This window comes from Oribacterium sp. WCC10 (assembly GCF_900113415.1).
Taxonomy (GTDB): Bacteria; Bacillota; Clostridia; order Lachnospirales; family Lachnospiraceae; genus Oribacterium.
In genome coordinates this window covers 77,379-96,668 of the sequence record NZ_FOPH01000005.1, presented here as the reverse complement: position 1 = coordinate 96,668, position 19,290 = coordinate 77,379, and the positions used below count along the sequence as shown (strand labels likewise).

Annotated in this window: 12 protein-coding genes and 1 riboswitch; of the genes, 11 read left to right on the top strand and 1 reads right to left on the bottom strand. The window is 44.0% G+C overall.

Translation table 11 applies throughout. The features are described from left to right. Positions 1-32: 32 nt before the first annotated feature. The 11 genes from BM294_RS05215 to carB all read left to right on the top strand — a co-directional run bounded on the left by BM294_RS05215 (position 33) and on the right by carB (position 16,761). A complete protein-coding gene (locus BM294_RS05215) occupies positions 33-1,169 on the top strand; it encodes an ABC transporter substrate-binding protein (protein WP_091205476.1) in 1,137 nt (378 codons plus the stop codon). A gap of 231 nt (positions 1,170-1,400) precedes the next feature. Then, a complete protein-coding gene (locus BM294_RS05210; RefSeq protein ID WP_091205474.1) occupies positions 1,401-2,924 on the top strand; it encodes a sugar ABC transporter ATP-binding protein in 1,524 nt (507 codons plus the stop codon). Then, positions 2,921-3,988, top strand: a complete 1,068-nt coding sequence (locus tag BM294_RS05205; RefSeq protein ID WP_175494522.1) for an ABC transporter permease — start codon at positions 2,921-2,923, stop codon at positions 3,986-3,988. The genes BM294_RS05210 and BM294_RS05205 overlap by 4 nt, the downstream gene beginning before the upstream one ends. Further along, positions 3,985-5,022 carry an ABC transporter permease subunit gene (locus BM294_RS05200; RefSeq protein WP_442950774.1) on the top strand — a complete coding sequence of 346 codons (1,038 nt, stop codon included), beginning with the start codon at positions 3,985-3,987 and terminating at the stop codon, positions 5,020-5,022. The genes BM294_RS05205 and BM294_RS05200 overlap by 4 nt, the downstream gene beginning before the upstream one ends. Before the next feature lie 22 nt (positions 5,023-5,044). Continuing rightward, entirely contained in the window at positions 5,045-6,487 is a 1,443-nt protein-coding gene (araA, locus tag BM294_RS05195) for an L-arabinose isomerase (protein WP_091205471.1), read from the top strand. A gap of 229 nt (positions 6,488-6,716) precedes the next feature. After that, a complete protein-coding gene (locus tag BM294_RS05190) occupies positions 6,717-7,415 on the top strand; it encodes an L-ribulose-5-phosphate 4-epimerase (RefSeq protein ID WP_091205469.1) in 699 nt (232 codons plus the stop codon). Positions 7,416-7,497: 82 nt separating this feature from the next. Next, positions 7,498-9,099, top strand: a complete 1,602-nt coding sequence (locus BM294_RS05185; protein WP_091205468.1) for a xylulokinase — start codon at positions 7,498-7,500, stop codon at positions 9,097-9,099. 194 nt (positions 9,100-9,293) lie between these two features. Further along, a complete protein-coding gene (locus BM294_RS05180; RefSeq protein ID WP_207648045.1) occupies positions 9,294-10,700 on the top strand; it encodes a GGDEF domain-containing protein in 1,407 nt (468 codons plus the stop codon). 145 nt (positions 10,701-10,845) lie between these two features. Then, positions 10,846-12,609: a flagellinolysin gene (locus BM294_RS16220; protein ID WP_091205465.1), complete on the top strand. Its 1,764-nt coding sequence runs from the start codon at positions 10,846-10,848 to the stop codon at positions 12,607-12,609. 255 nt (positions 12,610-12,864) lie between these two features. Next, positions 12,865-13,236 carry a hypothetical protein gene (locus BM294_RS05170; RefSeq protein ID WP_091205463.1) on the top strand — a complete coding sequence of 124 codons (372 nt, stop codon included), beginning with the start codon at positions 12,865-12,867 and terminating at the stop codon, positions 13,234-13,236. 213 nt (positions 13,237-13,449) lie between these two features. After that, positions 13,450-16,761, top strand: coding sequence for a carbamoyl-phosphate synthase large subunit (carB, locus tag BM294_RS05165; RefSeq protein ID WP_091205461.1), 3,312 nt, complete (start codon positions 13,450-13,452; stop codon positions 16,759-16,761). Between the two features lie 471 nt (positions 16,762-17,232). On the opposite strand, the gene BM294_RS05160 is transcribed toward carB, so the two are convergent. Further along, on the bottom strand, positions 17,233-18,627 hold the full coding sequence (locus BM294_RS05160; RefSeq protein ID WP_091205678.1) for an alanine/glycine:cation symporter family protein: 1,395 nt from the start codon (positions 18,625-18,627) through the stop codon (positions 17,233-17,235). A gap of 411 nt (positions 18,628-19,038) precedes the next feature. Continuing rightward, a riboswitch (glycine riboswitch) is annotated at positions 19,039-19,139 on the bottom strand. Positions 19,140-19,290: the final 151 nt, after the last annotated feature.

Here is a 19,290-nt window from a genome sequence, read left to right as displayed (position 1 = left end):
CGAGAGAACGAAAACATTTTTAGGAGGATTTTATGAGAAAAGCATTATCTATTCTGTTAACAGCCGCTATGGCAACATCCATGCTTGCAGCATGTGGATCATCAACACCTACCGCAACTCAGGCTCCTGCTGAGACAAAGGCAGCAGAAACACAGGCGACAACAGCTGCTGAGGCAGTAGCTGAGGTTACAGAGGCAGCAAAGGATGCAGCAGCCGACGGAGAAACAATAACAGTCGGATTCGCTCAGGTTGGACATGAGTCAGACTGGCGTACAGCATCAACAAATTCCGTACAGAGCGCACTCAGCAAGGAAAACGGAATCGATCTTCAGTTTGTGGATTGTGACAATGATTCTGCCGCACAGCTTGAAGCAGTACGTAACTTCATACAGCAGGGTGTTGATTACATCGTTATCGATCCTATCGTATCTACAGGTTGGGACACAGTTCTTACAGAAGCTGATGATGCAGGTATCCCTGTTATCGTTATCGATCGTACCATCGATGATTCAGACAAGTATGTATCATGGGTTGGTTCCGAGTTTACAAACGAAGGACTTGCAGCAGGTGCATGGCTTAAGGCTTATGTAGCTGATAAGGGTATCTCAGAGGTTAATGCTCTTGTTATTTCGGGAACAACAGGTTCTTCAGCACAGATCGGACGTTCAGATGGATTTGACAAGTATGTTGAAGCTGAGAAGTGGAACAAGATCGATGAGCAGACCGGTGACTTCACACAGGAAGGCGGCCAGAAGGTTATGGAGTCTTACCTTAAGTCTTACAACGGACAGTTCAACGTAGTTGTATGCCAGAACGATAATGAGGCATTCGGTGCCATCGATGCAATGAAGGCAGCAGGCGTTTCCTACGGCGTAGACGGTGATGTAATCGTTATTTCATTTGATGCTTGTACAGCAGGACTTCAGAAGGTTCTTGCAGGTGAGATCAATGCAGACTTCCAGTGCAATCCTCTTCAGGGACCTGACTGTCTCAACATCATCAAGAAGCTTGAAGCAGGTGAGACTGTAGACCAGAAGACATTCATGGCAGAGCCTTGGTATGTAGCTGAGGATAAGCTTACAGATATCACATATACAAACAACTCCGGTAAGGAAGTTACAGAGCCGCTTGTAGTAGTTGATCAGGCAGTAGTTGATGCAGCTTACTGATCGGATCTGAAGAAACATTGATTAACTCAGCGTTTCCAAATACCTTCGGGTGAGAAAATGCTCTACAAAGCATTTTTCAAATCATACAATCTAAATACTTCAGCCTCAGTGCGGCTCACAGGCTGCGCACATAAGTGCGGGGAAAGCCAGACGGGGGTGGTTCGAAAGAGCCATCCCTTTTATAGATAAGACAAAGATTTCGCTAAATATGAAGTTAATGAGGATGGGAAAATGGATAAGAACGTACTGATAGAAATGCGGAATATCACCAAGACCTTCCCGGGTGTTGTGGCTCTGGATCATGCTCAGCTTACTCTTCGTAAGGGAGAAATTCACGCACTCATGGGAGAAAACGGTGCCGGTAAATCAACGATCATCAAATGTCTTACCGGTGTCTATGAGCGTGATTCCGGTGAAGTTTATATGGAGGGTGTAGAGGGGAATATCTACAACCATTCAACTCTGGATGCTCAGGAGATAGGCATTGCAACTGTATATCAGGAAGTTAACCTTTGTCCGAATCTGAGCGTTGCCGAAAATCTTTTCATAGGTCGTGAACCGAAAACAAAGCTTGGGACAGTAGACTGGAAGACAATGAACAGGAAAGCGAAGAAGATCATGGATGATCTTCAGATTCCTATCGATGTAACCAAAACACTTGAAAATTATTCACTGGCAATTCAGCAGATGATAGCAATTGCCCGTGCTGTAGATATGGATTGCCGGGTTCTGATTCTTGATGAGCCTACAAGTTCTCTTGATGATAATGAAGTTGAGAAGCTGTTTAAGCTTATGACAGATCTCAAGAAAAAAGGCGTCGGAATCCTTTTTGTAACACATTTCCTGGAGCAGGTATATGCGGTCTGTGACCGTATAACTGTAATGAGAAACGGTACTTTTGTAGGTGATTATTCCGTACAGGAACTTCCTCGTGTAAAGCTTGTAGCTGCCATGCTTGGTAAGGATTTCGACGATCTTGCCGCCATCAAGGCAGAAGGTCACAGCAACTTCTCTGATGAGGTTGTGGTAAAGGCAGAAAATCTCAGCCATAAGGGAACCATCAAACCATTTAACTTTGAAATCCATAAGGGAGAGGTTGTAGGTATTACCGGACTTCTCGGTTCCGGACGTTCAGAAATGGTTCGCTGCATTTACGGAGCAGATAAGCCGACAGGTGGAAAGCTCAGTATGCATGGAAAGGAACTCAAGGCTAAATCCCCGATTGATTCTATCCGCGCAGGCATGGGATATCTTCCTGACGACAGAAAGGCTGACGGATGTATAGGAGAACTCAGTGTACGTGAAAATATCATACTTGCATTGCAGGCGAGATATGGTGTATTCAAGGCGATTCCTTTGAAGGAACAGATTCGAATAGCTGACGAATATATAAAGATGCTTCAGATCAAGACTGCTTCGAGAGAGACACCGATCAATCAGCTGTCCGGTGGAAATCAGCAGAAGGTGATCCTCGCACGGTGGCTGTGTACACATCCTGATTTCCTGATACTTGATGAGCCTACAAGAGGAATCGATATCGGAACAAAAACCGAATTCCAGAAACTTGTGCTTGAGTTTGCGAAGCAGGGAATGAGTGTAGTATTTATTTCCTCGGAAATCGAAGAAATGATCCGTACATGTACAAGAATGTGCGTAATGCGTGACGGTCAGAAGGTTGGAGAGATCTCTTCGGAAGAGGGTGCAATGACCCAGCAGGCTGTCATGGGAGCGATTGCAGGAGGTGAAAAATCATGATGGGTAAAGCAAAGACATTAACAAAAAATCAGCTTTTCCTTCCGTTTGCAATGATGATGCTGGTACTCTTGATCAATCTGGTCAAGAGCCCGGATTTCTTTGCGATAAATATTCAGAATGGAGTCCTTTATGGACGTATCATAGACATCCTGAACCGTGGTTCTGAGATCGCAATACTTGCGGTTGGACAGACACTGGTTGTTGCGGTATCGGCAGGAACAGATATTTCTGTCGGATCAGTAATGAGTCTTACGGCCTGCGGAACCTGTATGATGCTTGCGGGATATGGTGTAAACAGTACCACAACCCTTGCAGTACCGCTTGCAGTCGGTATCCTCTTTGGCCTTGCTCTTTCAATGTGCTGCGGAGCTTTCAATGGTTTCCTCGTATCAAAGCTGAATATCCAGCCAATGGTTGCAACGCTGATTCTTTTTACGGCAGCAAGAGCCATCGGACTTCTTCTCTGCAACAATCAGATCACATACATCCGTTATGAGCCGTACAAGTATTTCGGTAATTTCATCCCGGGATGTCCGGTTCCTACCGCGATATTCATTACAGTCATAGTGGTTTCCATCGTAATGCTGTTTCTGAAGAAAACTGCGATGGGACTTTACATTCAGTCAGTCGGAATCAATAAGAGAGCTGCAAGAATCTCCGGTCTCAGTTCAAGCCGAATCTGCTTTTTCTGCTACCTGATCTGCGGACTCTGTGCAGGTATCGCGGGAATAGTCGCTTCATCACGTATCTATTCAGCCGATTCCAACAACATCGGTCTCAACTACGAACTTGATTCTATTCTTGCAGTTGCCCTCGGTGGAAATTCACTTGGCGGCGGACGCTTCAACATGGCAGGTTCAATCATCGGCGCCTATACAATTCAGGCAATCACCGTAACACTTCTGGCAATGGGTGTATCCACTGATCAGGCACCGGTAGTTAAAGCTGTCATAGTTATTCTCATCGTAACAGCTCAGGCACCGGCATTTAAGGCATACATTTCAGAACGCAGAGCGAAAAAACTCGTACAGGAAAAGATCACTCAGAATAAGGAGGCCGCATAATGAATAAGAAAATACTGGACAGACTGAACGGCAATACCCTGCTTTTGGTGATCACTATCTGCCTGTTCTTCGTAATGTATCTCATCGGCTGTATGGTTTACAGCGCCAAAGGATTTACTCATCTTCAGACATTTTTGAATCTGCTTATCACAAATGCCGGACTTATATGTGTGGCAAGCGGAATGACCTGTGTCATGCTGTGTGGAGGCATTGACATTTCCGTAGGTTCACTTGTGGCTATGGACTGTATGATCCTTGCATACGGAATGGGGAAGCTGAATCTTCCGTGTATTCCGCTCATCATTCTGATTCTTATCATTGGTCTTGTATTCGGCGCGATTCAGGGATATCTCATCGGTTATATGAAGATTCAGCCGTTTATCATTACCATGGCGGGAATGTTCTTTGCGAGAGGTATGACCGCAGTTATCTGTACTGATCAGATTTCTATTACAGAAACTACAAATAAGCTTTTTTATACCTGGGCAAATTTCAAGATACAGCTTCCGGCATTTCTCGGATATATCAATAAAAAAGGAAAGCTTCAGGTTCCTTTTATCCGTATTTCAGTAGTCATAGCCCTTCTTGTTGTTGCAGCAACATTCTTCCTGCTGAAGTATACCAAGTTCGGACGTTCCCTCTACGCAGTTGGCGGTAACCAGACTTCCGCAGCCATGATGGGACTGGATACACGTAAGATCAAGATGAAGGCTTATATTCTTTCATCATTCCTTTGCTCCATCGGTGGTATCTGCTACTGTCTGAACACAATGTCAGGGTCAGTACAGCAGGCTACAGGATTTGAGATGGATGCCATCGCTTCATCGGTTATCGGTGGAACCCTTCTCACAGGTGGTGTCGGTAATGTCATCGGATCCTTCTTTGGTGTGATGATCACAGGAACAATCACAACACTTGTAAATACCAACGGTAAGCTTCTTTCAAGCTGGGCCAATATCGCAACAGCAGCACTTCTTTGCTTCTTTATCATCCTGCAGAGTGTGTTTGCTTATCTAAAGAACCGCAGTAAGTAATCAATGAAAGAAAGGAATAATTATGAAGAAATTATATTTTGTAGTAGGAAGCCAGGACCTTTACGGAGAGGAGTGTCTCCGTCAGGTTGCAGCGGACGCAGCAGAGATGGCGGCATTTTTAGATGATAAATTACAGGAGCTTGTTTCGGTTGAACTTCTTCCCACAGTTGTGGATTCAGAAACCTGTATCAAAGATTTGAGAAAAGCTTCAACTGACGATGACTGTATCGGTGTCATCACATGGATGCATACTTTTTCGCCTGCAAAGATGTGGATCAAGGGACTTCAGGAGCTTCGCAAGCCGCTGTTGCATCTTCATACACAATACAATGAAAAGCTTCCTTATGACAGTATCGACATGGACTTCATGAACCTCAACCAGTCTGCTCACGGCGATCGTGAATATGGTTTCATCGTAGCCCGTCTCGGAATCGCACATGAGGTTGTGGCCGGCTACTATAAGAATGAGAGCGTACTCAAAAAGATTCGTCAGTTTGCAGAGGTTGCTAAGGCTATCGACTATTCACATCATCTCCGTGTTGCCTCCTTTGGTAACAACATGCGTGAAGTAGCGGTTACAGACGGTGATCGTGTAGAGTCACAGATCCGTTACGGCTGGGAGTGTAACTACTTTGGTATCGGTGACCTGGTGGATATCATGGCAAATGTTTCTGACGGTGAAGTAGATGAGAAGATGGCAGAGTACGAAAAACTCTACACCATGAAGACAGACAATGTTTCGGCCGTTCGTGAGCAGGCAAAGATGGAAGTGGCTCTCGATAAGTTCCTTGATAAGAATGGAATCGGAGCTTTTGCAGACACCTTCCAGGATCTTCATAATCTTAAGCAGCTTCCTGGTATCGCGGCACAGAATCTCATGGCTAAGGGTGTTGGTTTCGGACCGGAGGGAGATTACAAGATCTCGGCATTATCCGCTGTTCTAATGAAGATGTCGGAAAGCAGAAAAGGCGCAACAGGCTTCATCGAGGACTACACCTATGATCTTACAGAGGGACAGGAAGTAGAACTGGCATCTCATATGCTTGAGGTACCGCCTGCATTTGCAGCAACAAAGCCGGAGATTCAGGTACATCCTCTTGGTATAGGCGGTAAGGAGGATCCGGCTCGTCTTGTATTTGACGGAGTTACCGGAGATGCTATTCAGGTGACAATGGTTGATATGGGAGACCGTTTCCGTATCATTTGTGCGGATATCGAGCTTGTCAAGCAGGCAGAGCCTATGCCGAAGCTTCCTGTTGCCCGAATTATGTTCCGTCATAAGCCAAACTTCCGTATAGGAACCGAAGGATGGTGCTATGCAGGAGGAGCACATCACAGCGTTATCTCAACAGCACTTACAAGAGAAGACATTGCCCTTTTTGCAAAGCTCACAGGAACAGAGCTTGTGACTATCGGAGAAGATACAACCGAGGCAGATCTTCTTTATTTGGGAGACAGAAGATAAAAGAAACAAAGATTAATCCGCGTACCGTCAGTTTTTCCGGTGCGACAGCACTGATATTAATAAGATCTGATGCGGAACAGTGTTGATGCGGCGGGGGAAAGGAATTAATCATAGGGAAACGCTGATGATAGCATTTCTCTGGCCGGATTTTCGAGCGAAGCATCAACTTTCTTTGAAAATCCGTGCCATTCGTCAACAGGTAACCGGGATATAGAGAGAAGGGGAGATAATGTTAGAGGAATTAAAAGAATCAGTATATCAGGCCAATATGAGGCTTCCGGAACTTGGCCTTGTGATATTCACCTGGGGCAATGTTTCCGGAATTGACAGAGAGAAGGGGCTCTTTGTCATCAAACCATCCGGAGTATCCTATGAAAAGCTTCGCCCGGAGGACATGGTTGTCATGGACCTTGAGGGCAATAAAATCGAGGGAGAGCTGAGTCCTTCTTCAGATACAAAAACTCATCTTGAACTTTATAAGGCATTTCCGGAGATCGGTGGAGTGGTTCATACACATTCACCACACGCTGTTGCATTTGCACAGGCAGGACAGGATGTACCATTCTATGGAACAACACATGCGGATTATTTCTATGGCGATGTTCCGTGTACAAGAGCTCTCACCACAGAAGAGATTCAGGAAGACTATGAAGGCAATACCGGAAAGGTCATCATTGAGACTTTTACGGAGCGTCACCTGAATCCTGTATATGTACCGGGAGTTGTGTGCAGAAATCATGGTCCTTTTGCATTTGGTAAGGATGTAAATGAAGCTGTTTACCATGCAAAGGTTCTTGAAGAAGTAGCCAAGATGGATTTATACACGAGAATCGTTGATCCAAATGTACAGCGAGGACCGCAGAACATACTCGACAAACATTTCCTGAGAAAGCACGGACCCAATGCCTACTACGGACAGAAGAGCTGAGGAAAGACTCATATTGATGAAGGACAGTTTTGTTTTGTGATCAGATCAATTCAAGTAAAAGAGACATAAGAAAGGCAACAGTATGGGTGCAAAAGAAAATATACAGGAGGGTAAGACCGCCCTGGGAATCGAGTTTGGCTCCACCAGAATTAAAGCGGTTCTTACAGATGATAAGGGACATGTACTTGCCACAGGTTTCCATGATTGGGAGAACCGGCTGGTGAATGATATCTGGACCTATACAATGGAAGATATTCATGGAGGACTAAGGGGATGCTACAGTTCCCTGGTAAAGAGCGTAAAAGAGCAGTATGGTATAGTCCCCGAAACCTATGGTGCGCTTGGTATCAGTGCCATGATGCACGGAATCCTTGCTTTTGATAAGGATGGCAGGCTTCTTAGCCCGTTTGAGACCTGGAGAAACAGCAATACCGAAAAGGCTGCAGATGTGCTAACAAAGGAATTTCAGTTTAACATCCCTCTACGCTGGACCATAGCTCACATTTATCAGATGGTTTTGGAAGACAGAGATTTCGTTAAGGATTTTTCTTTTGTGACAACACTTGATTCTTTTATACATTGGGAGCTGACAGGAGAGAAGGTTACCGGCATAGGTGATGCAGCGGGAATCTTCCCTATAGATTCAGAGAAACTTGACTACGATGAAGAGATGGCAGAGAAGTTTGATGCTCTCATCAGGGACAAGGGATATCCATGGACACTTCGGGATATTCTTCCAAAGGTTCTTGTGGCAGGTGAAAAGGCTGGAACATTAACAGAAGAAGGCGCAAAGCTTCTTGACAAAACCGGAACTTTAAAGGCTGGAGTACCTCTGTGTCCGCCTGAAGGCGATGCGGGAACCGGTATGGTTGCTACCAATTCAGTAGCTCCCGGTACCGGTAATGTCTCAGCCGGAACAAGTACCTTTGCCATGCTTGTGCTTTCTCAGGATAAGAAGCTGTCAAAACTTTATCGCGAGATTGACATGGTTACAACACCGGACGGTTACCCTGTTGCCATGTCTCATGCCAATAACGGAACATCAGATCTTAATGCATGGGTGAATCTCTTTAAGGAATTTTCTGAGCTTATGGGTCATCCGGTAGACATGGGTGAACTTTACGGAAAGCTTTACACCAATTCCTTAAATGGAGATAAGGACTGCGGCGGACTTCTGCCATACGGATATTACTCGGGAGAGGGTATCACACATCTCAATGAAGGAAGACCGCTGTTTGCGCGTACACCGGACAGTAAGTTTAATCTTGCAAACTTCATGAAAGCCCATCTCTACACTTCACTTGGAGCTGTAAAGCTTGGACTCGATATCCTTCTGAAGGATGAGAAGGTAGAGGTTAAGAGTATTACCGGTCATGGCGGACTCTTCAAGACAAAGGGCGTTGCCCAGAAGTATCTTGCAGCAGCGGTTAATGCTCCTGTTACTGTGATGGATACTGCAAGCGAAGGCGGACCATGGGGCGAGGCACTTCTTGCTCTTTATATGCATCGTGGAAAGGATGCAGGAACATTGGGAGATTTCCTTGCAAAGGAGATATTTGCCGACCAGTCCGGAACAACAGTGGCTCCGGATCCTGAGGATGTGGAAGGTTTTGAGACATTTACAAAGCATTACAGAGACGGTATCGCGGTTGAAAAAGCTGCTGTTGATGCGATGAAGTGGTGATGAATACGATTTAAATACCTGTTTAGCAGAGAGATCGACATTTTGCCGGTCTCTTTTATTGTTTCTAAACTTATGACCACAGGTTATGCACTAACGAATTTTATGATAAAGGGAACGTGAAAATTTATATTAATGATATTTTATGACGGTATTCTTTTAGACGTATAAATATTTCTGTGCAAAAGGGAATGTTTATGGAAAAGAAAAGGATTAACAGGCCTTTAAAAAGGAGTATCCAGTATGGATGTATATCTTTTGTGGTTGTACTTTGCCTTTTACTGGGTATCAATATATATTTCAATTATAAAAATCTGTTCATTAAAGAAAGTCAGGATCATATAAGACAAATCATCAATTATGTCATCGGGTATATTGATAATGATGACTTGAAAAGATGTATGGAAACAAAAACAGAAAGCCAAAAGTATAAAGATATGATGGTATTTCTGGATGATGTCAAAGAAGATCTGGATCCGCAGTATCTCTATGTCATAAAACCTTTAAGAGAGAATGGTGGAAACCATGTTCTGATTGTTGTGTCAGCGGAAAACAACTATGACCGTTATGAGGATACAGAAGGAAATATATATCTTGGAGATATAACAGAGGACGAATACACTAAAGAGGAAGTGGATGATCTCCATAGAATAATGGGCGAAAAAGAAATTGTATTCATGGAAAGTAAAACATACTGGGGGCATTCCTATTGCGGATATTATGCGCTTAGGGATTCCTCAGGGGTGCTGTATGCACTTCTTGGTGTTGATATAGATCTGACGCAGATGTCTCAGGATATATTGTATAGGACTTTAACCAACCTTATCCTTATCATTCTTACCGGTGCTGTCTTTATAGTCGGTTTCATCACCTGGGCATCCAAAAACATTACGGATCCTATAGAGATGCTGGAAAAGAGTGCTATCGGATATATTAAAAAAAGCAGGGAGGTAAGTTCTCCGGACAAGCTTATATTTGAGAAACCTGACCTTAATATACACAATGAGGTCGAATCCCTGAGCAATACCATTAATCAGATGACAGAAGATATGAAGGACTACATGTTCAGGATTATCTCTGCAGAGAAAGAAACTGTCCATATGAAAGAAGTGGCAAGCACAGATTCTCTAACAGGTTTAAGAAATAAGCGCGCTTACGATGAGAAAGTAAAACAGATAAATAAACTGATAGAAGGACAGCTTATCAATGAATTCGGAATTATCATGATGGATGTTAATTTTCTTAAGAAGATTAACGATACCTATGGTCACAGATATGGGGACATTCTCATACAAAATTTCTGTTCTGTAGTATGTGATATATTTGTTCATTCCCCGGTTTACAGGATAGGCGGTGATGAGTTCGTCATCATCCTTCAGAAAAAAGATCTGGCTAATGCCGATTGTCTCATTAAAAATTTTGAAAAGGCATTAAGTGAATGTGCGGCCGGAGACAATGCTGAACCGTGGGAAGCACTTTCTGCAGCATTCGGTGTAGCATACTTTGACAGGAAAAAAGATAAAAGCGTAGAAGATGTGTTCCGTCGTGCAGATGAGGCTATGTATCAGAGAAAGAAGGAAATGAAAGCAGAACGTTCGGAATGAAAAAAATAAAAACCTCTTATGGATTTCAGATTCTTTGCCGATAAACACTCTAAACAGAATAGGGGGTATTTTGCACTTTTTTGATATCGGTTAACCGGTATCGATAGAACAGGGAAGTTCTATTTACAGATTACAAGGAGTAGTAATGATTATACAGCACAACATATCGGCTTTAAACGCATACAGGAATTTCGGACGGAATCAGAGTGACTTAGACAAAAGTCTAAGAGAACTTTCATCCGGATATAAGATAAACCGTGCAGCAGATGATGCGGCAGGGCTTGCTATCTCTGAGTCAATGAGAAACAAGATCAATGGACTTGATCAGGCCAAAAATAATGCACAGGACGGCATTTCCATGATTCAAATCGCAGATGGTGCTCTAACTGAAGTTCATGCCATGCTTGAACGAGGGACAACATTGGCCACTCAGGCAGCTAATGATACTTATACAGATGATGTCAGGAAGAACATAGATGCGGAGTTTCAGGAGCTGAAAAAAGAAATTGACCGAATATCTGAAACCACGGAATTTAACGGCGTACATATGCTGAAAGGACTTCATGCAGCCGGCAATATTGACAGTACGGCATCCGTGCTAAGTGATGAAGAAATCGAACAGGCCAAGAAAGATGTAAAAAATATAGTTTGTAACACAGGTCAGTCGATATTAAATACATTCAGTTCCCTAAGGAATGGATATCCAAATACTGATGTGAATATCACATTAAAAAGTCTGCCGGGTACTACTCTCGCCAATGCCGGGGGAACTATGTCCGGCGGCAAGGGATACATAGTTGTTAATGCGGATCTTCAAAAAATTGATTCCTACAGTACCGCGACCTATGAATCAACTCTTGCTCATGAGATGATGCATGGAGTCATGGGTGTTGCATTGAGAAATGCAGGAAGTGGAATGGCTCAATTAAAAGAAGGCGATAACCAGTGGTTTGTAGAAGGCACAGCTCAAGCGGTAGGAGGAATTTTTAGCGCCGGATGGAATCTGGATGTAAGATCTGCTGCGAACAGTGCATCAACAGATGAAGCCCGTGTTGCCTCTGTGAAGAATGCCTTGGGAAACCATGGAGGACCCACAAGTGAAGTTTACGGAACCGGAGCATTGATGACTGCCTATATCGGCTATCTTGCCAGTGGTTCCGCGGCATCGGATGGCTCCATAGCGCTTGGTGTCACCGGAAATGCCTCGAAAATTGCAACAGGTATAAACAATATTCTCGGTGAGATCATTAACAATGGAAAAACATTGGAACAGGCTATCTATGACACAACCGGTAGAACCGAATCGGATATAATGAGCGACTTTTCGGGCAGGAATTCAAGTGATAATCTGGTGAATTTCCTTGTTAATGTTTCGAAGGAAGCAGGCAGCACCGGATGCGGAAGTGTTGTATCAGGATTAAATTCTTCACTTAGCAACAACAGTTATTATAACAATTATTCAGGTTCTACGTTCAATGTCCTTGGTGTGGATGCATCAGCTTTTGGAAATGTAAACAGTAGTGTTACATTGCAGATAGGGCCTTCGGCGGAGGAAACCATAGAGATATTCAAGTTTGATATGTCAAGTGAAGGTCTTGGGCTGTCGGATGTGGATGTCCTGAGTCGTCAGGGAGCCAATGATGCTATGGGTAAACTCCAGGAGGCCGTAAACAGTACATCTCTTACAAGAGCCTATTTTGGCGCAAAGCAGAATCGCCTGGAGCATACTTTGAATAACCTTGAAGTTTCAAATGAAAATACGGTTTCAGCTGAGTCAAGGATCCGTGATACAGACATGGCGAAGTCCATTTCAAAACATACAAAGTCCAACATTATGATGCAGGCAGCACAGTCAATGCTTGCACAGGCAAATCAGTCACCACAGGGAGTTTTGTCATTACTCGGATGATGTGAAGTCAGTTTAAATGTCTGTACTTGATGGTTTGGCCGAGGAAATGGTCGCTAATTAGCCGGACTTTATTATGGCTCAGTGACTCTAATACACTGTGAATTCATTAACCCGGGTAAATAGAAGAAAATATACTTGGAGTTCGTCAGAATTCCTGTATTGCAGCATATTAGAGAATTGGTTAGAACATAAAAAGAAAGTGGCGGGTTTTATGACACTTGCTACATATTTCAATAAAGGAGATGATAAATCTAAATGGGCGTCAGATATACGTTGAAATGCAATGAGTGTGGAGAGAAGTGGACAGTGGATCAGGGGTATGGGATGATGGCCTCTGACCGAAAAGTTGTCATTAAAAGCTTCAAGTCCCAATACACATCTAAGGTCAAATCTTTGATTAAGGACGCACCTGTTCCGCCCTATGGTTTCGCATATCGCGTTTGCAAATGTAATTCCTGTGAAAAATTTGTAAGTGTTCCCTCCATAGTAAGAGGGGAAATACAATTTTATGAACCATGCCCTGATTGTAAAATGGAGGTTGTGCCGCAGGATGAGAATCTCACAAAACTTATATGTCCAAAGTGTGGCGGAAAAGTGACAGCAGAAACAGATATGTTTTGGGATTAAAGTATATCCTGTAGTTGACTGATATGTTTATCAATCGTATGGAAGGTGTATACAATGTCTTCTGAATTGAAAACAAGAAATAGTGTAAGCATCGATGATAAGGAGCGAGGCCTATCATCGATGCTTTTTTGATAAAAATTCAAATTAATAGTATATTTATGCAAAATGATGTTATAATCATTTATAAATGTTTATTTATACGGAGGACTATGCATGTCACAGAGAACAGATATTCATAAGATACTAATCATAGGTTCCGGCCCGATAGTTATCGGCCAGGCCTGTGAGTTTGACTATTCCGGAACACAGGCCTGTAAGGCGCTGAGAAGCCTGGGCTATGAGATAGTTCTGGTTAATTCCAATCCTGCTACCATCATGACGGATCCCGAGATGGCGGATATCACATACATAGAGCCTCTGAATGTAAGGCGTTTGGAGCAGATTATCGCAAAGGAACGCCCTGATGCATTGCTGCCGAACCTTGGTGGTCAGTCAGGTCTCAATCTTTGCTCAGAACTTTATAAGGAAGGCATTCTTGATAAGTACGGTGTCAAGGTCATCGGCGTTCAGGTTGATGCCATCGAGCGTGGAGAAGACCGTATCGAGTTCAAGGAGACAATGAACAGCCTTGGTGTTCAGATGGCGAGAAGTGAAGTTGCCTACAGTGTGGACGAAGCATTGGCGATAGCGGACCAGCTTTCTTATCCTGTAGTGCTCCGTCCTGCCTACACAATGGGCGGTGCCGGCGGCGGTCTTGTTTACAACAGAGATGAGCTTAAGACTGTATGTGCCAGAGGCCTGCAGGCAAGCCTCATCCATCAGGTACTTGTTGAAGAATCAATCCTCGGATGGGAAGAGCTGGAGCTTGAGGTTGTCCGCGACAAGGACAACAACATGATCACCATCTGTTTCATCGAAAATGTTGATCCCGTAGGTATACACACAGGGGATTCCTTCTGTACCGCGCCATTCCTTACCATCTCAAAGGAACTTCAGGATGAGCTTCAGAGACAGGCGTACAAGATCGTTGAGCATATCGGAGTTATCGGAGGCACCAATGTTCAGTTCGCCCATGATCCGGTTTCAGACCGTATAGTTGTTATCGAAATAAATCCTCGTACATCGAGATCTTCGGCTCTTGCATCAAAGGCTACCGGTTTCCCTATTGCCCTTGTATCAGCAAAGCTTGCGACAGGACTTACATTAAAGGATCTGCCATGTGGTAAATACGGAACACTTGATAAATACGTTCCGGACGGAGATTATGTGGTAGTCAAGTTTGCACGCTGGGCGTTCGAGAAGTTTAAGGGTGTCGAGGATAAGCTTGGCACACAGATGCGTGCAGTCGGCGAAGTCATGAGTATCGGAAAGAGCTATAAGGAAGCATTTCAGAAGGCTGTCAGATCCCTTGAAAAGGATCGTTTCGGTCTGGGGTTTGTTAAGCATTTCAATGAACTTTCAAAGGAAGAGCTTTTGAAACTTCTTATCACACCATCAAGTGAAAGACATTTCATCATGTACGAAGCACTCAGAAAGGGAGCAACCGTTGATGAGATCTTTGAACTTACAAAGGTGAAGAAGTATTTCCTTGAAGAAATGAAAGAACTGGTGGAGGAAGAGGAAGAACTCCTCAAAAACAAAGGTGCGGTTCCTTCGGATGAAATGCTCATTCAGGCAAAGCAGGATGGCTTCTCAGACAAGTACCTTGCAAAGATACTTGAGGTTTCTGAGGATGATATCAGAAACAGACGCGAAACTCTGGGAATTACCGAAAGCTGGGACAGCGTGCATGTCAGCGGAACCGAAGACAGCTCATATTATTACAGCACATATGATAATGCTGTGATTTCGCTGAATGATGACAGTGATACAGTTTCTATAAGCGCTGAATCAACGGGATGTGGATGCTCAAAGGACGTCTCCAAGATAGGATATTGTGAGACCGATACCAGTGCTGCCCGTCCGAAGGTAATGATTCTTGGCGGAGGTCCTAACCGTATCGGTCAGGGTATCGAATTCGACTACTGTTGTGTACATGCCGCTCAGTCTCTTAAGAAGCTTGGTTTCGAGACAATAATCGTTAACTGTAATCCTGAGACAGTTTCTACAGATTACGATACATCAGATAAACTTTATTTTGAACCACTCACTCTTGAAGATGTTTTGAGTATTTATAAGAAGGAAAAGCCCGTTGGTGTCATCGCTCAGTTTGGTGGTCAGACTCCGCTTAATCTTGCAGAAAGTCTCGAGAAGAACGGTGTAAAGATTCTCGGCACCAGTCCGGAGGTTATAGCATTGGCAGAAGATCGTGATCTCTTCCGTAAGATGATGGATAAGCTGGGAATCCCTATGCCTGAAGCCGGTATGGCAACCACGGTATCGGAAGCACTGGATGTGGCTCATAAGATTGGATATCCTGTTATGGTTCGTCCATCCTTCGTCCTTGGCGGTCGAGGTATGGAAGTGGTTTATGATGACGATACTCTCACAGACTATATGAATGCTGCCATCGGAGTAACACCTGACAGACCTATACTTATTGATCGTTTCCTCAACAATGCAATGGAGTGTGAGGCTGATGCCATCAGCGACGGAACCCATGCTTACGTGCCGGCAGTTATGGAGCATATTGAGCTTGCGGGTATACACTCAGGCGACTCTGCCTGCATCATTCCTTCAAGGCATATTCCGAAGGAGAACCTTGAGACCATCAAGGAGTACACAAGAAAGATAGCTGAGGAAATGCATGTTGTGGGACTTATGAACATGCAGTATGCGATAGAAGACGGAAAGGTTTATGTCATCGAAGCAAACCCGAGGGCTTCACGTACCGTACCTCTGGTTTCAAAGGTTTGCGGTATCAGCATGGTGCCTCTTGCAGTAGACATTATCACAGGGGAACTTACCGGAAGGCCATCTCCTGTTCCGACACTTGCAGATAAGAATATACCGTATTACGGTGTGAAGGAAGCGGTATTCCCGTTCAATATGTTCCCGGAGGTTGACCCGATACTTGGACCTGAGATGCGTTCTACAGGAGAGGTTCTGGGACTTGCGGAAACCACAGGTGAAGCTTTCTTCAAGGCAGAAGAGGGTGCAAGAGCTGAGCTTCCGCTTGAAGGAACAGTCCTTATCTCATTGAATACAAGAGATCATAAGTATGCAGCAGAGGTTGCGGAAATGTACCATGCGGCAGGTTTCAGCATCGTAGCTACGGATAATACTCATAAGCTTATTACAGAAGCCGGAGTACCTGCTGAGAAAGTAAAGAAGCTTTATGAAGGACGTCCAAATATCATGGATCTGATAACCAACGGAAAGATCGATCTCGTCATCAACTCGCCGATAGGAAAGGATAGTATCCATGATGACAGTTATCTTCGTAAATCTGCCATCAAGGCGAAGATCCCTTATATCACTACAGTTGCGGCAGCAAAGGCTGCGGCTGAGGGAATAAAGTATGTGAAGGAGCACGGAGAGAACAAGATAAAGTCACTTCAGGAGTGGCACGCCGGAATAAAATGAGAATTTAAAAGGTACTGATTGTGGCATTTCTCGTATCGAATTTTCCATGTGAAGCATCAATCAATATGAAAATTCGTACCCTGACGTTGACAGCTCTAATGGAAAATAATCATATCGTAGTAACTTAGATGACTCTTTTGTTTGGGACAGGCAGAACAAAGCCGGTGTCCGTCTGTTTAAAAGCGTTAAGCTGAGGACGTGAAAAATATAAATCGAACCCTTAGAGGCAGTTGGTGTAATTTACCTTGACACCCTCGACAAGTTTGAGTTTTCATCGGGAAAACTCAAATATTGGCGAGGGCCTACTGCCTCTTAGGGTTCAATTTTTAATTTTTCCGCCACAAGCGCCCCGCTTTTTAACGGATGGACACCGGCTTTTGCAATGATTAAAGTAAAAAGCATATTTCATATCTGAACATAAAAAAACAGAACCTGCGAGGGGATGCCCCACAGGTTCTTCATCATTTCTTATTAAGCGCTTTTACGCTCTTCCTTTGAATCAAGATCCACGTCTTTTCCGTGAGACAGTGTCGCAACCGCACCTGAAAGAACGATAAGTGCGAGAAGGTTAGGGATAACCATGACTCCGTTGAAAAGATCCTGAAGGTTCCAAACGAATTCAACCTTTAAAAGTGATCCGATGAAAATGAAAACCACATCAACAACAGCGAAAGGAATAACAGCTTTCTTTCCGAAGAGATATGTCACATTCTGTCTTGCAAAAAGGAACCATCCAATGATGGTTGAGAATGCAAAGAACAGAAGACAGATGGCTACGAACATAGGTCCGAAACCGCCGAAACCTGTTGAGAATGCAAGCTGTGCGACTGGAGTACCGGTGATCTCACCTGCATAAGGTACTGATGAACCGAGAACGCCTGATGAGAGGATTACAAGAGCTGTAAGTGTAAGTACGATGAAAGTATCTACGAATACACCTACCATAGCGACCTCACCCTGCTCCTGAGGATTCTTTACTTTGGCGAGAGCATGTGCGTGAGGAGTTGAACCCATACCTGCTTCGTTGGAGAAAAGACCACGGGCAACACCGAGACGGAGTGCCTGACGTACTGTGATACCTGTGCCTGCACCTGCAACAGCCTGTGGAGTAAATGCTCCGGTGAAGATAGAAACCACAGCGGGGATGATATTGGCATGATTGATGGCAATGATCACGATTGCTGCAATAATGTAAAGACCTGCCATGAATGGAACAACCTTCTCAGTGAAAGAAGCGATACGACCGATTCCGCCAACGAAGATAAATGCAGAAACGATAGCCACAAACACACCGATGATCCACTTTGGCGCGCCGAAAGCATTGAAAAATGCATCACTGATGGAGTTTGACTGAACCATGTTTCCCATGATGCCGAGTGAAAGAATGATCATAACGGCAAAGAATCCTGCAAGGAACTTTCCGAACCCGCCTGTGAATGCTTTGGTAATGTAGTAGACCGGACCGCCGATAACTTCACCGTGCTCGTCCTTGGTTTTGGTTTTCTGAGCAAGAACAGCCTCGCCGTAAATTGTAGCCATGCCGAAGAATGCTGCAACCCACATCCAGAAGATTGCGCCCGGACCACCGCCAACAAGTGCTGTTGCGCAACCTGCGATATTACCGGTACCTACCTGAGCGGCGATTGCTGTAGCAAGTGCCTGGAAAGAACTCATTCCGTCATTTCCGGAAGCTTCACCCTTCATGGAAAAATTTCCGAATACTCTGTTCCACGCATGCGGAAATCTGCGAATCTGAACGAAATTAGTACGGATGGAAAAATAAACTCCGCTTCCTACAAGCAGAAAAAGAAGGATAAACCATACTTTGTCATCCAGAATCGATACGATGTTGTTAAGTGCGTCCATCATTACATACTCCCCTTTAAAATGATGAAGCTAAAAGAATATAAGGAGTAATGATAAAATACGGAATAAACAGAAAAATGAGAAAGTGTTGAGATACCGCATAAGCGGGTGATATGTATGACCGGTTCTGAACTATAAACCTGCCACTTCTGAGATGTAAAATGACGGCAGCTCCTGTCAGGAAAACATGGTCTCAAGGATCTGTAAAAGCTTTTCCTGAAACTGAATCCTCACAAAACAAGTGTTATGGGGATTGATCATGGTGTAATGATAATGAGCGAAATGCTATGTCGATTAAGAATAAAATGATAAGAGTGTCAACAGTCAGGTCACTCACTAATCTGCGCTATGTGTACTATCGCGCTTGATATGCTGTATCATAAAATTCAAATACGATCAGTTTTTACATCATTGAATATCTCTGTCCTTTTGCCTGAGAGATTGGGGCAGGAACAAGTCCTGTGCCTTTGCACCTTCGGCACTCTTTAAAGAGTTTCTCCAGAGTTCACTCCGTTATTAGTCTCCGTCTTTACAGACTCCTGAGAGTTTTACTCCTTCGGCAGGTTTGCTGTTTTGCAGGTTCCGTATGAAACCTACGGTAATAGAAACCACTTTTCTAATAACTTCTACGTATATTTGATTGCCCGATTATCGTAACATTAA